Genomic DNA, 13,794 nt, shown 5'->3' with positions numbered 1-13,794 from the left:
ACGGGTTGACAATGTTTTCGCATTTAGCTATACTATCAAATGTTCTCGCAATTTTGGCCCGTTGGTCAAGCGGCCTAAGACACCGCCCTTTCACGGCGGTAACACGGGTTCGAATCCCGTACGGGTCACCATTTCAAATCCGACGTTTGGGGTTTTCCCTGAACATCAGATAAGGGCGATTAGCTCAGCTGGGAGAGCGCCTGCCTTACAAGCAGGATGTCGGCAGTTCGATCCTGTCATCGCCCACCAAACTCGAAGTTCGAAGTTCGAGGCGCGAAGTTTGAAAAAGCATATATAAGATATTGCTTGAAGAGCGGAAGGTACGAACTGAACATCGGGAAACTTACTGCAGAGGAATACGAAGGTTCGAATATCGAACGTCGTGCCTCGAATATCGAATTGGCCCCGTAGCTTAGTGGTTTAAAGCGCCTGCCTGTCACGCAGGAGATCGTCGGTTCAAATCCGATCGGGGTCGCCATTATTCATCAGGTTCTGAATTCATCCTGAAACCGATGGGGTGTCGCCAAGCGGTAAGGCACCAGACTTTGACTCTGGCATACGTTGGTTCGAATCCAGCCACCCCAGCCAGACGGGTCATTAGCTCAGCTGGTAGAGCACCTGACTCTTAATCAGGGTGTCCAGGGTTCGAGCCCCTGATGGCCCACCACCATTTAACCATTTGAACGGTATCACTTCCGAGCCATTAGCTCAGTCGGTAGAGCACCTGACTTTTAATCAGGGTGTCCCGCGTTCGAGCCGCGGATGGCTCACCATCTATCATGCGGGTGTAACTCAGTGGTAGAGTGTCACCTTGCCAAGGTGAAAGTCGCGAGTTCGAATCTCGTCACCCGCTCCAAAAAAATATGCGCTCGTAGCTCAGCTGGATAGAGCGTCTGACTACGAATCAGAAGGCCGGGGGTTCGAATCCCTCCGAGCGCACCATCTTTCAAAGGCATTCGCCGTTATAGCTCAGTAGGTAGAGCGTATCCTTGGTAAGGATAAGGTCACCGGTTCAATCCCGGTTAACGGCTCCAGTTTTATGCGGGAGTGGCGGAATTGGCAGACGCGCACGTTTGAGGGGCGTGTGGTTAACACCGTGCGGGTTCAAGTCCCGCCTTCCGCACCAATCAGTAGTTTACGGAGAAGTACTCAAGTGGCTGAAGAGGACGGTTTGCTAAACCGTTAGAGTGGGTAACTGCTGCGAGGGTTCAAATCCCTCCTTCTCCGCCAGCATATTCCTCGATAGCTCAACGGTAGAGCAATCGGCTGTTAACCGATAGGTTGCTGGTTCGAATCCAGCTCGGGGAGCCATGGCAGGGTAGCCAAGTGGTCTAAGGCAAGCGGTTCATACCCGCTCATCCGAGGGTTCAAATCCCCCCCCTGCTACCAAACATGCGGGTGTAACTCAATGGTAGAGTGCCAGCCTTCCAAGCTGGTTACGTGGGTTCGATTCCCATCACCCGCTCCAAAGAAAATAGAATCCTGCGCACAGCGCAGGATTTTTTTATGGAGCATGCGACCTATGGAAGCATTTTCCCACCCCGGCGTGATAGCGAGCGAATTGGCAGAGGCCAATTAGTGAAGCGGAGCGATTCCCATCACCCGCGGAGTTGATGGACGAAGAAGTAAAATAGAACGTGCATAATAAACTAGGTGATGGGATTCAAGTTTTGAAGTAATATAATTAGTATTAGAAAGAAATAAAACTTGTCAAGATTTTGTCAATGACAATTTGAGAAAAATATTACAATTTATGCTATTTAGTAGTATAATTAAAATGTATTTTCATTTCTAAAAATGAAATATAAGATAAGCGAATAAATGTAAAAATTATGTAAAATTAATGTAAATTAAATGTAAAATATGCAGAGGGAGTGAAAATATGCCTCTATATTCGTATGTTGCTAAAGATTTTTCCGGCCAGAGATCGACAGGCGTTCTGGAAGCCGATAGTATTCAGAACTTTTACCGCCAGCTCAAAGAGCGACAGCTTTTTTGCATCGAAGTCAGTGAAAAGAAACAAAGCGCGCAAAAAGCGATTAGCAAGGATAAGCCGATCAAGCTAAAAGTCAAAGACCTTGTCGTGTTTTGCAACCAGTTTCATGCACTATTAACAGCCGGGGTAACAGTCATCAAAGCACTCGATGTAATCTATCAGCAAACGGAAAGCAAAAAGCTCAAAGCGGTTGTTCTCAGAGTTTATGAAGCAGTCCAAAAAGGTGATATGCTTTCCGAAGCTATGCGCAAGCAGGGGCAGGCATTTCCTGAAATCCTGATTAATATGATTGAGTCTGGAGAAGCCAGTGGAAAACTCGATCTCGTACTGGCTAAAATGACCGAGCATTTTGAAAAGGAACGAAAGCTTCGGACAAAAATGATTTCTTCTATGACATACCCGGCCATCTTAACCGGCGTAATGATCATTGTGGTTATTATATTGATGACTTTTGTGCTGCCGACGTTTACCGCCATGTTTGAATCGACCGGCACAACCCTGCCGCTGACAACCAGAATCCTTATGGGAATCAGTAACTTTATGAGGTCTTATTGGTACATTTTAATTATTGTGATTGCAGCGATCGTTTTTGCAACAAGACAATACATTAAGACCGATTCCGGAAGACTGAAATGGGATGGAATGAAACTGAAAATACCTGTTGTAAAGTCGACTTCTATCAAGATCATGTCCGCCAGGATGGCCCGTACCCTTTCCACGCTGTTAAGCAGCGGGATTCCTTTGCTGAACTGTATAGAAATCACCGCGAAAGTGCTTGGGAATAAAGTAGTCAGTGACGGTCTGTTAGCTGCCAAAGAGGATATGAGCAAAGGAGCGACGATCTCGCAGTCCATCCGCAAGATCGGGGTGTTTCCGCCGATGATTTATTCCATGATCAGCATCGGCGAGGAATCCGGCTCACTTGAGAGTATTTTGGAAAGAACGTCTGCCTATTATGACGAGGAAGCTGATGTGGCAATTCAGCGTATGCTGGCGCTGTTTGAACCGGCCTTGATCGTTGTGATGGCGGTCGTGATCGGCTTTATTGTTCTGTCGATTGTTTCGGCGATGTATGGCGCCTATCAGAATATTTAAGTGAATTTTACATTAGAGGGGGAATATACTTGACTGCTGCATATCTGTCCTTTGATCTTGGAACAAGAAATATTCACGCTGTTGTTGGCCAGGCGGAAGGAAATACTGTCAGAATACTGCGAAGTGCCAGCATCGCGCTTCCGAAAGGCGTGCTCTCCGACGGTTTGATTACGAATAAAGAAGTACTGACCTCAGCCATGCAGGAAGTGCTTGCTTCTCTGAATACTTCCACTAAAGATGCCCTGATCACGTTTAACTCTAACAGCGTGATTATTCGTGAATTTGAGGTTCCTTCAGGAAATGAGCAAGAACTCGAAGCAATGATTAAGAATGAAATTATTCAATTTTTTGGTATGACGGATACCGATCTGGTCGAATACCGCAAGATCGGTGAGACAGAGACCAGCGGAATGAAAAAAGTCAAGGTACGGGCAGCAGTCATGAATAAGGAAATAGCGCATGCGTATTACGACCTTCTTGATAGCCTTAAGCTGAAACCACTCGCCCTGGACATTCACGCGAATGTTATTTCTAAAATTTTCAACGAACAGACTGCGATTAACAACAATTTGTCGAACAACTATATCATTTTAGATATTGGGTATTCAGGTACAATGATCTATCTGATCTCTCAAGGCAGCTTGAATTTCTTCCGCTCTATCAGTTTCGGCGGAAGAGCGGTGGACCGCCTGCTTGCAGGCCTATTTGCTTTATCCGAAGAGAAGGCTGAAGAAAAGAAACTGGAGTTTCTTTCAGATAAACAAGAGCGCATTGCTGAAGCAAAGGCGGCTGAAAGTACACAAAATAGATCCCTTACCGTAAAAAAGAAAGGCCATACATTTGTGATTAAAAAGAAAGGTCTAACCGAAAATATGGAAGAACCTGTTTCTGATGCAGCTGAGAACACGGTTGAAGAGATTCGGCCCATAGAACAAGGAAAAGTTTTTACGAAAGAGGAAGCACTAGCCGCTGTGAAACCCCTTTACGGAGAATTGCTCGAAGAAATCCGAAAGGTCATGCAGTTTTTTGCGAACAGGAGCGGCTCCAAGGATTTGAGCCAAATCTACCTGATCGGTGGAGGAGCCAGTCTTACAGGAATACCAGAGTACCTGTCTCAGGGGCTCGGTTTGAAAGTTGACCGGCTTCAGATGATCAGTAACATTCAGTATATTGACCATGAACAGGCACCCGGAGACTATGTCAATGCCTCCGCTGCTCTGATCAGGCTTTGAGAGCAGGTGACTAAAATGAATGATTTTAACTTTTTTTCAACATTTGAAAAACAGAAACTGGCTCAGAAGAAAAAAATCAGAAGATCCTATGGAGCGATTCTCGGCGTAATTCTTGTTGTTGTACTGTTTTACGGCATTGTGGGAGCAAGAATGATCTATTGTTCTTACGCGATTAATAAAGGCGAGGCCTTTCTGAATGCTCCGGAAAACAAAGCAAAGCTGACAGACATTCAGGCCAAGAAAGCAGCTACCGAGAATTTAATCACCTATACGGCGCAAGTAAATCAAGCTAAACAAAAAATTACGCTGGCCACTAAAGTCAGCAGTGAATTCCTGAATACAATTCAAAAGACGATTCCGGCAGCAGTCAGCCTGAAATCTCTGGAAATCAAAGACTATCAAGTGATTTTGCAGGGCACTGTACCGGCGTCGGCAACAGTGGCCGAGTTGGCCCATAACCTGGAAGCAACAGAGCTTTTTTCCAGGGTGCAGGTACAGTTTATTCAAAGTGGTACAGAAACAGCCGCCTATGAATTTTCCGTTCTGTGCGAATTGAAGGAGGTGGCTGAATAATGAAGCTGCAGAAACCAAACTTGCAGGGGAAAAAGATTGGGAATTTATCACTCGATGCCAAAATCACCGAGCGGGATAAAAAGCTTCTGATGGTTCTCGGCGTTGCGATTATCATCGCAATCAGCTACTATGTCCTTTACCTTCCGATGAGTGCCAGCCTTGAAAGTTTAACAGCCGATAAAGAAGTCATGAAACAAAAAGTAGCCGCAGCCAAAAGCGACCTGGAAAATGAACAAAGCATCGTCAAGGCTTATGAAACGCAATTAGCAAACGGAATGGAGGCTTCTGAATCCTTCTTCCCTGGCGTCTACCCGTATAAGGAGCAGTACGTGCTGCTCGTGGAAAAAATCGTGAAGGGAAGCGGCGCGACGTTGACGAATCTTGAGTTTTCTGATCCCGAAGTTAGTGGGGTCGTGATGCCGGCGGACAACCGTTATCTGCTTCCGGCTTATTCCTTGCAGCAAGAAGCGGATACCATTAACCAGGCTTATAGTGACCAGCCGGCAAAAGAGATACCTTCTGCTACGGGTACTTCCCAGAGTACCGCCACCACCGGTGAAGAAAAGACTTTACCTGCCGATGCGGTGCTGCGGTTACCTACAACAATTGAGTTTACAGGAAGCTACGCCCAGTACCGGACAGTCGTCAGCAGCCTGGAAAAACTAAACAGGACGATTGCGTTGGAGGCTGTCGAGGCCAAGGAAGAGGAAACAGGACTGAAATTCACACTGACCGTATCTTTCTATGCGGTGGAAAAAGTCGATAACGGCGAGGATTCATTCAACGCTTGGACGATAAAAGGCAGTTACGGGAAGTCGGATCCTTTTAATTAAGGTTAAGAACGATTTCTTTCTTCCAATTCTATGGATACAAGGAGGGGAGTCTTGTGAAGAAAAAATCGGAGGGTTATGCATTAGTGCTTACCATGATTTTACTGGTTGTGCTGTCGCTGCTGGGGACCGCGATCCTGAGTATTGCTTATGGGGAGAGCAAGATGGTTGCGAACCAAGTTGAGAACAAACGAGCTTACTATGCCGCCCGTTCCGGAGCGGATGCGATGGCTTCCTATATTATTGATAACAGCAGCAATAGTAATATTGCGACAATCGTCAGTAATCTTATTACAAAGACCTCGTCCAATCCGGGAACAGGAACAGTCGGAAGCAATACTTTTGCGGTACAGGTCAGTAATATCAATAGCGGCCCATACAGCGGGGACCTGTTGATTGAATCACAAGGTACAGCCGATGCCGGGAATCTTCCGGTCACGGTCTATTTGACACTAAAACAGGCAGTTAAGATAGCTTTAGATATGGCTGTATTTGCGGATGATGGTATGTGTTTTGGTAAGAATATAACAGTAACCGGTGATGTGGGGACGAATAGCGACAGTATTACTTTTGGGAAAAATCCAATAAATGGAGATGTTATTCTGGGCCCGGATACTAGTGATGCTGAAATGACGATCGCGGATGCTATGTCTGGAAATCCACAAAAACTAACTTCAAAGATAATATTTCCTGATACTAAGGCTACCTTATTTCCAACAGAAAATAATGAAGTGTTTTTAGGAACAGAAAAAAAAGTAAAGGGTAAGACTGTAATAACACCGTATGTAGTTACATCGAACCCAAGTGACCAAAGTAACAAAGTACTTGCAACGGCTGTAACAAATTTATCTGACGCCATGGAATATATCGAATGGCCTGCGGACGGGGGGGTGAATTACAATTACTAATAACAAGCCCTGATTTTACTTTGGGAAAAACAGTTAACGTACCTGATGGTAATACTTTATATTTGTATTATAACGGCACTAGTCAATTAGCTGAGTCTAGTGGTAATTTTTCGTATACGCATATTAGTATTTATGCACCAAATGCTGAATTCAATATTACTGGTGGCGGTAATGGCACTTTTTTAGGAAAAATGATAATAGGATCCTATGATGATACTTCAAACAGTCATGTAACATTAACAGATGATTCAGAGATAGACGAGAACAAGGTTGTTGGAATTGATACGTACCAACGCGATGTCTGGCTTAAATAAGGAATCATAAATGTTCGAAATAAGGTGCTATTAAGGAGGGATACCTGAATGCTTAGAAAAAAAGCAAAAGGGTTTACGCTGATTGAGATCATTGTCGCTCTGGGGATCATTGGCATCATTGGCGTATCCCTTCTGACAGTTTTTACAATGGGGATACAGGTCATTGCCCTGGCCAGAGACCGCAGCGACGCGGCATATACTGCCCAGTCCCAGGTGGAGGCTGACCTCAATACAGTGAATGCAGTGCCTTCCACGGTCACAATCACGATGCCTGATGCAACGACAATTTCGGCCAGCGGGACGGTGATGCCTGCCCAGAGTGCCACAGTGAACGGAAAAGAAGTCTCGATTGACTACTTCAAGCCCGGAAAATAACAGAATTTAGACTAGGAGGGGAGCCCATGAAATTCAGCATAAAAACACAAAAAAAGAGCAAGGGCTTTACCTTGCTTGAAGTGATGGCTGTCACTGCAATCATGGCTTTGGTCGTAGCGATCATTTACCCGATGATCACATTCGGAACAACCGCTCTCCACAAGGGACAAGTAAATGCCGATAAGCAATACCAGGTGCGCATGGCTGCCGATTTTATCAGCAAGCAGCTGCGCTATGCCAATTCATTTACCTTCCTGACGAGTACGCCTACTGCTGCCACCGGCAGAAACGATATTTACCTGGATGCTTCAGGTTTCTTCCACTACAATAACAATGGAACGAGTGCCACTGCGGCTGGAGTTGACAATACCCAAAAATTTAAAATCTCTTTTACGAACACCGGAAAATCAAATTCGATTATTTTTACGATTGGCGATAAAGATGATGTCAATTATGACGTCACCACCGAAGTCATTCTGCTGAATTATCATAAAAGCACGTTTCCGACCGCCTCAGGATCCTGTATCGGTTTCTCGTATTCCTTGCCGTCTTCTTTGTAGGGCAGCCTGCTTAGTTGATTTTAGTAAAGTAAATAGTCTGAATGATCATATCCTATGGAGAGTGTAGTATGGAAGAAACCGGACAAGTGAATCAAACGATCAATGAAGCAGCAGCCTACTACTATCAGCATAAAGATAAAGAATCAGCAGAAAAGGTGCTTGGAGCCGGCAAGGGATTGATCAAATATTTTGCAAGGCTCTACGGCGGAGGCTGCTGCGAGGACGATCTTTTTCAGGCTGGTAGTCTGGGTTTGCTGAAAGCTTTGCGTAATTTTGACCCCGATAGGGAGACTAGCTTTGTGACTTATGCTTCTCACTGTATCATGGGGGAGGTTCGTCATCTGGCGCGCAAAGAAGCATCTTTCTACCGCCCGGGCTGCGTTGTTGAGCTTCAGTCCAAGGTGGATCAGGAAGTCCTGAAATATATAAAAGAAAACGGCGATGTACCTGGTACCGAATACATCGCCGAAAAGCTGAAAATTAAGGAAGAAAGCGTCATAGAAGTCATGCGGGCGGGATTTGTAAGTTTTGATGACATCGACGCTTCTAGGATTCATAGTACAGCCTACGAGACCTTTCAACTCCCGATTGAGGATAAGCTTACGCTTTACCATGCGCTAAAAAAGCTTACAGATATCCAGCAGAAAGTAATTCAAATGATTTTTATTAAAGATATGACGCAGCAGCAGGTTGCTTCGCAGCTAGGAATCTCCCAGCGGCAGGTTAGTAGGGTGAAGGAGCGGAGTGTGGAGATATTGCGGGAGAATATAACTAAGGAATAGAAATTTGTATTCTTATTTCGAAGTATCTTGAGTTATCTTTAGATTGAGTTTTAATATTTAATAATGCTGAAAAAAACAGAAAGTAGAAAAGCATAGGTGAGAACCTTACCGGGTGAAGAGTCTGTTACAATGAGCTATCAGAGGTAATCGCATATGCTTATTTTATTTATATCGAATCTTAGACATTCCGCTTCTAGCATTACTGGAAATTACTTATCTCCCAAGATTTAGATTAGTAAATGATACTACTTTCGAAAAAGCGTTTGGCACTATGTTATCAACTTTAGCTTAACACAAAAAATGCTGGTAACAGTCTATGTGGACTATTACCAGCAGCAGAAACAAACTTAATTTTTTATAATCCGGACTTGATCTCAACCTTTACACCATAACCAGTTCGGCCAGCAGTAAAGGTATTGCCATTAGTTGTAGTAATAGTAAATGAGCCGGCGGTTTCACTAAATGCTGTACATAAAGAAGCAGAAGACATTGTCGCCATATTTTCTACATCAGTCTGTGTAAATGCACCAGCTGTTTTTCCTTTTTCAGCGGCTATGGAATCCATGGCTGTAGCAAACTGCTTAGCATCCACTAACGCCTGAGATGATTGTGCTTTCTTCTGGAATCCAGTAAATGTTGGAATCAACACAGCTGCCAGAATTCCCAGAATCGCAATAACCACAATCAGCTCAATCAGCGTGAAGCCTTTATTTTTCTTTTTCATTTGAAGACACATTTTCTTTAACATTTCTTTTTCCTCCATTTTTTAATTATCATAAACTTTTCGAGGTCGTCCTCAAGGTCTAGACGTTTGAATTATACCTGTGGATTTTCTTTTTAGACATCATTCTACATATTTTACAAAATACATACAATTAATTTACATTTATTTTACAATCAAAAAAATCTATTGTCCTGGCAGGATTTGGGCAATATAATTAACCATAGATATGGAAACTCTAGGGGGATACGAAAGATGATTACTTTGATGACGCAGACAGATATAATGGTCTTAAGCGGAACATTGCTGCTGGTGCTGTTCATAGCACTCATATTCTACATAAAATTTGATATCGTACGTCTTGGTGGATTGGCCAAAGGCCTTAAACAGATAAGTAATGCGGATAAGAAGCTGCCGTTTGATCAAAAGGGCAAAATGGACACGCTGCTGGATATGGCCTCTAAAACAGGAAACCCGGTTTTAGAAACGCTTTGGAGAGAATATCACCGGGAATATGCAGATCGGCTTAAAGGTGAGATCTGTCCGGACATATCGTATTACTTTAATGAAAACAATATGATCAATATCCCGTGCGGGCGGCAGATGATGGAGCGCGCAGGTTTGACTCTTTTTATTCTGGGTATTGCCGGGTCGCTGCTATATCCCTCCTTGTATTTTCTGGGTTTTGACGGGACGGTGACACCGGAAGGCATCATCAGGAGCCTTGGCATCCTGCTTTTGGAGCTGGCAGTGGTCTCCGTAATTGTCTTTCTGTTTAAAGTGGCAGATGCAGCCAGACTGGAGAGAACCAGGAAAGGGCTATGGGAATATCAATACAAGCTTTCCGGATGGCTGAATCCGATTTCCGAACCTACTGAAATCAGTCTCTTAGTCGAGAGCCAGCGTCAAAACACCCTGGCTTTCCAGGAGGCGGTGCAGCGGCTGGAAAACAGACTGGATACCTTTGAGACAGAGACAATGGCACCGATGCTTGGAGATAAGTTCAGGGAAGCCATCGAACAGAATATTACGCCGGTATTAAAGCAGACTTCAGGCGTGTTGAGCGATCTTTCGGATGCGCTGATCACCCGGCAGGAAAACGGGATGAAAGAACTGGCACAGACCTTTACTGAAAAAGTCACTGCGGTTACGGCCGACAGGCTGAATACGTTTGCGGAAAAGACAACGGAGATTACCGGGGTTCTGGAAACCGTTGTATCAGGTATGAGCAGGATCCAGGAAGCAACCGAACAAAACGCAAAATCCCAGGAAAAACTTTGTGTACAGTCTCTTGATGCATTGAATGAAGCCGGTAAAGTCCAGACACAGGTTTCAGAGGCATTGCGGGCCTCTCTGGACAGCGTCAGGGCGGCAGAAGCAGTTGCTGCTGAGATGAAGGCGTATGCAGTTCAAGGCATGGATAAAGCCGATGCCATGGCGCTGCAGTCGCTGCAGTTGCTCGAAGAGAATGTGGCGCAAGTGAAATCGGTCCAGAACGGGATTGCAGAGTTGACGGGTACACTGCAGGGGCATATGGATCAATCCATCACCAGGATTTCCGAAACACTGACCGGCGCAGTCGAAAAATACGCGGAAATTTTTGCAGAGATCGAGGCATCAAGAAAACTGCACGGTGAACAGACGGATCAAAGAATTGGGCAGATGGTGGAGGGCCTAGATTTACGTCTTTCGGATTTCAGCAGCCGGATATTGAACTCCAGTGCGCTGGCAATGGATAAACTGACCTCTTCCGTAACGGAGATCTCTGAATCCAGCAGTCTGCTGCTGGAGCAAATCAATGAGAAGGCTTCCCAGATGGTTGCGGAGATTACCGGCAAGCTGGATAATTCCAATATGCAGATTTCCGGATACCTGGCTCGGGCTGTTGCGGAATATGCGGAGGTCAGCAACAGAATGGAAGCGTCCCGAGAAAGATACAGCGAAGAACTGGATAACAGGCTCGGTCAATTAATCAAGGCAACGGATGAAAGGTTGGCGGGCTACACGGAGAATATCATGGGGTCCCATACGCTGACAGCTCAAAAATTGACGGCAGTCGCGGAGGGTTTCTCACTATCCAGCAGCAATTTATTGGAACAGATCAACGAACGCGCTTCCCGGCTGTTCAGTGATGTGGCAACCAAGCTGGAAAGTTCCAGTCTGCAAATCTCCGGAGATATTGTCAGGGCGGTTGAAGGATACACAGAAGTCAGCACCAAAATGGAAGAGTCCCGTGAAAAATATGGTTATGAACTGGATGAAAGGCTCAGTCGGCTGATGGCGACAACCGATGAACGTCTGTCGGATTACAGCAACAGAATCATGGCCTCCAACCTGCAGACAACGGAAAAACTAGCTGATATGGCTACGGAGGTATCGCTCGAAGGCAAAAATATGCTGGAAAAGGCAGGCCGTCAGGCTTCTGATCTTTATGGCGATTTGCTTAGCAGGATGGATAAATCTATTGATTCCATGGGCGAAAATCTGGCAGTAAGTATGCGGGCAGCCATGGGTGAAAGCATGGAAATTGTGGAGAAGCTGGCAGTCAGGACTGCAGAAATGAAAGATCTGTATGACGACTACTTCACCCGGATCGCGGAGCAGTCTTCAAAGACCCTGGATGAGCTCGATTTCAGCATTCAGAAGACAATGGCATCTTTCTCGTCAGAAACGGCCGAGATCATCAGCAAAATTACGAACAACTCTTCCGGAGCACTGGAATTCTTTGATAAAGGGATTAAGGAACTGGTTGAAAATATGGACGAGAATTCCCGCAGTATCGGTCTCTACGCCAAAGAAATTAATATTGACGTGGCCGATCTGTCTGCAAATCTCAGGCTGTCCGTAAAGGAATTTAATGAGCGGATTCAGGGCGGGATCAACGGAACCTTTGCAGATTTTGACAAGGGTCTCGGAGAAGTAACCCTGAGACTGGCCACCATCCTTGAAAGTATCAGAGATTCTGCAGAAGCGCTGCAGAGCGCCTTAAAAACAGGAACCAAGCAGTAAACAGGAGTATAGTATGCAGCGATTTACCCCGGAGCGATTAAACAGCACAATGGATATTCTGCGTGAGACCATTTTACTGCCTCGCGAGTTTGCGGAGCGGGTCAGCCGGAATCCGGAGCCTGGAACATTTAAAGACAATTTCAGCAGATTTCAGGGTTCTCTGGAGAGCTATGCTTTTTCCCTGGGTAAAAGGGACCTTGAGGATTGTCTTGTCGCTTTGATACAGGATGACAGGCCGGAAATGAAGTCCGTGATCCTTCAGATTCTTAAACTGCGGATGAGTCCAAGGCTGATTGGCTTGATCCGGGCGCTCACTCAGTATTTTTATGAGCTTCCGGAAATGAGAGAGGCAGCAAGGCTTGCAGAAGATTCCAGGGATTGCAGTGACGAGCTCCTGCATGAGTTGTTTGACCAGGAAAAGGATATTATTGAAGCTGCGGTGAATCTGATTCATCAAAATGAAGAAATGGTTTCTCCGATGATCACGAGATACAGGTTGATTACAGGGAGCCCTTTTTGCAAAGCGGTGATCCGCAGATTTTTTCAGGATGGAAATGAAAAAAGATTCCTCTTAAATGAGGATTATTTTTTAGAAATGATTGATGCTGATTCCGAACAGGATTTATTGCCTGTGGTCATTAATTATCTTGATCAGCCCTGGACGCAGGCTCCTTCCAGGTCCATCAATCGGAAACTGCTCCAGAAATTTGGCCTGCCTGAGGATGAGAAGTCCTGGATCTGGGCAGACATCGGTACTGATTTGATTGCGAAATACCGCCAATGGATTTTCCTGGACATGATGGAAGATTTCTTTGGCTCAGATAACCGGAAATATCTGATTTTCAGCAGGTATTATCAGGAGCTGAAACATATTGGTCTCTACCATGATGATCAGATCATGGTCCTTGATTTTGGACAATTCGGCATTTTAAATCTGAAAGAGATGGCCGAATATTCCTGGCTGATGGAAAAATCAACACTGGAAATGGAGCTGGAAACCCTGCAGAAAGGGGAAGAACTTCGCTTGATCCACAGGAAGACCGATATTGAGGCCAGAGATGTTATCATTGAAGAAAAAAGTTCAGATATTCTGGTTTTAAATCTTACTGGAGTTGGTAAGCTATATGTTGCGGAGCTGATGAGTGAACTGCTCCGCAGGGGCGAAGAGATCTGGCCGGTGAAATTCAAGCATGCGATATCCCGCTTTAAAGAAATGATCTACTAATTAAATCAAAGATTATTACTAAAATCAGAAGACACCATTGATAGAAGATTATCACTGTCAAATCAAAAAGAACGCCCTGTCCGAAGACATTTTTGATGCTCCGAATAGGGTGTTCTTATTCTTATATGATGTCTTATACGCAAAATATAACGTCATGTAGTCTATCCGCGGCCA

At 45.0% G+C, this 13,794-nt stretch carries 12 protein-coding genes and 14 tRNA genes; 25 read left to right on the top strand and 1 reads right to left on the bottom strand.

Annotation, left to right across the window (positions count from 1 at the left end):
* The first annotated feature begins 55 nt into the window (after positions 1 to 55).
* The 23 genes from C1I38_RS03355 to C1I38_RS03250 all read left to right on the top strand — a co-directional run bounded on the left by C1I38_RS03355 (position 56) and on the right by C1I38_RS03250 (position 8,665).
* Positions 56 to 131: transfer RNA gene (locus C1I38_RS03355), tRNA-Glu, on the top strand.
* Between the two features lie 42 nt (positions 132 to 173).
* Positions 174 to 249, top strand: a tRNA-Val gene (locus C1I38_RS03350).
* Positions 250 to 401: 152 nt separating this feature from the next.
* Positions 402 to 478: transfer RNA gene (locus tag C1I38_RS03345), tRNA-Asp, on the top strand.
* 35 nt (positions 479 to 513) lie between these two features.
* A tRNA-Gln gene (locus C1I38_RS03340) sits at positions 514 to 588 on the top strand.
* Positions 589 to 591: 3 nt separating this feature from the next.
* Positions 592 to 667, top strand: a tRNA-Lys gene (locus C1I38_RS03335).
* Between the two features lie 30 nt (positions 668 to 697).
* Positions 698 to 773: transfer RNA gene (locus tag C1I38_RS03330), tRNA-Lys, on the top strand.
* Between the two features lie 8 nt (positions 774 to 781).
* Positions 782 to 856 (top strand) — tRNA-Gly (locus C1I38_RS03325).
* Positions 857 to 865: 9 nt separating this feature from the next.
* Positions 866 to 942: transfer RNA gene (locus tag C1I38_RS03320), tRNA-Arg, on the top strand.
* Between the two features lie 16 nt (positions 943 to 958).
* Positions 959 to 1,034: transfer RNA gene (locus C1I38_RS03315), tRNA-Thr, on the top strand.
* Between the two features lie 7 nt (positions 1,035 to 1,041).
* A tRNA-Leu gene (locus tag C1I38_RS03310) sits at positions 1,042 to 1,126 on the top strand.
* Positions 1,127 to 1,139: 13 nt separating this feature from the next.
* Positions 1,140 to 1,230 (top strand) — tRNA-Ser (locus tag C1I38_RS03305).
* 6 nt (positions 1,231 to 1,236) lie between these two features.
* Positions 1,237 to 1,311, top strand: a tRNA-Asn gene (locus C1I38_RS03300).
* Position 1,312: 1 nt separating this feature from the next.
* Positions 1,313 to 1,389 (top strand) — tRNA-Ile (locus C1I38_RS03295).
* Between the two features lie 5 nt (positions 1,390 to 1,394).
* Positions 1,395 to 1,468: transfer RNA gene (locus C1I38_RS03290), tRNA-Gly, on the top strand.
* A 414-nt stretch (positions 1,469 to 1,882) separates the two neighbouring features.
* Positions 1,883 to 3,091 (top strand): type II secretion system F family protein, encoded by a 1,209-nt coding sequence (locus C1I38_RS03285; protein WP_020493048.1) that lies wholly within the window; start codon positions 1,883 to 1,885, stop codon positions 3,089 to 3,091.
* 29 nt (positions 3,092 to 3,120) lie between these two features.
* Positions 3,121 to 4,323 carry a type IV pilus assembly protein PilM gene (pilM, locus tag C1I38_RS03280; protein WP_026156642.1) on the top strand — a complete coding sequence of 401 codons (1,203 nt, stop codon included), beginning with the start codon at positions 3,121 to 3,123 and terminating at the stop codon, positions 4,321 to 4,323.
* A 15-nt stretch (positions 4,324 to 4,338) separates the two neighbouring features.
* Positions 4,339 to 4,896 (top strand): PilN domain-containing protein, encoded by a 558-nt coding sequence (locus C1I38_RS03275; protein ID WP_020493046.1) that lies wholly within the window; start codon positions 4,339 to 4,341, stop codon positions 4,894 to 4,896.
* Complete coding sequence (gene pilO / locus C1I38_RS03270) at positions 4,896 to 5,729, top strand: type 4a pilus biogenesis protein PilO (RefSeq protein WP_020493045.1); 834 nt, start codon at positions 4,896 to 4,898, stop codon at positions 5,727 to 5,729. Before C1I38_RS03275 ends, pilO begins: the two co-directional genes overlap by 1 nt.
* 53 nt (positions 5,730 to 5,782) lie before the next feature.
* Entirely contained in the window at positions 5,783 to 6,634 is an 852-nt protein-coding gene (locus tag C1I38_RS03265) for a pilus assembly PilX N-terminal domain-containing protein (protein WP_243109284.1), read from the top strand.
* Positions 6,598 to 6,948, top strand: a complete 351-nt coding sequence (locus C1I38_RS14220) for a hypothetical protein (protein ID WP_243109283.1) — start codon at positions 6,598 to 6,600, stop codon at positions 6,946 to 6,948. The genes C1I38_RS03265 and C1I38_RS14220 overlap by 37 nt, the downstream gene beginning before the upstream one ends.
* Before the next feature lie 48 nt (positions 6,949 to 6,996).
* Complete coding sequence (locus tag C1I38_RS03260) at positions 6,997 to 7,323, top strand: type II secretion system protein (protein WP_020493043.1); 327 nt, start codon at positions 6,997 to 6,999, stop codon at positions 7,321 to 7,323.
* Between the two features lie 26 nt (positions 7,324 to 7,349).
* Positions 7,350 to 7,883: a type II secretion system protein gene (locus C1I38_RS03255; RefSeq protein ID WP_020493042.1), complete on the top strand. Its 534-nt coding sequence runs from the start codon at positions 7,350 to 7,352 to the stop codon at positions 7,881 to 7,883.
* Positions 7,884 to 7,951: 68 nt separating this feature from the next.
* Positions 7,952 to 8,665 (top strand): sigma-70 family RNA polymerase sigma factor, encoded by a 714-nt coding sequence (locus C1I38_RS03250; protein ID WP_020493041.1) that lies wholly within the window; start codon positions 7,952 to 7,954, stop codon positions 8,663 to 8,665.
* Between the two features lie 355 nt (positions 8,666 to 9,020).
* Here C1I38_RS03250 and C1I38_RS03245 read toward each other — a convergent pair whose 3' ends face one another.
* Complete coding sequence (locus C1I38_RS03245) at positions 9,021 to 9,413, bottom strand: type II secretion system protein (RefSeq protein WP_083916834.1); 393 nt, start codon at positions 9,411 to 9,413, stop codon at positions 9,021 to 9,023.
* Positions 9,414 to 9,641: 228 nt separating this feature from the next.
* Here C1I38_RS03245 and C1I38_RS03240 point away from each other — a divergent pair, with 228 nt between their 5' ends.
* Positions 9,642 to 12,395 (top strand): hypothetical protein, encoded by a 2,754-nt coding sequence (locus C1I38_RS03240; RefSeq protein WP_020493039.1) that lies wholly within the window; start codon positions 9,642 to 9,644, stop codon positions 12,393 to 12,395.
* A 13-nt stretch (positions 12,396 to 12,408) separates the two neighbouring features.
* Positions 12,409 to 13,620 carry a hypothetical protein gene (locus C1I38_RS03235; protein WP_020493038.1) on the top strand — a complete coding sequence of 404 codons (1,212 nt, stop codon included), beginning with the start codon at positions 12,409 to 12,411 and terminating at the stop codon, positions 13,618 to 13,620.
* The last annotated feature ends 174 nt before the right edge of the window (positions 13,621 to 13,794 follow it).

The organism is Dehalobacter sp. 12DCB1 (assembly GCF_004343605.1).
Taxonomy (GTDB): domain Bacteria; phylum Bacillota; class Desulfitobacteriia; order Desulfitobacteriales; family Syntrophobotulaceae; genus Dehalobacter.
This window is presented reverse-complemented; position numbering and strand designations above follow the sequence as displayed.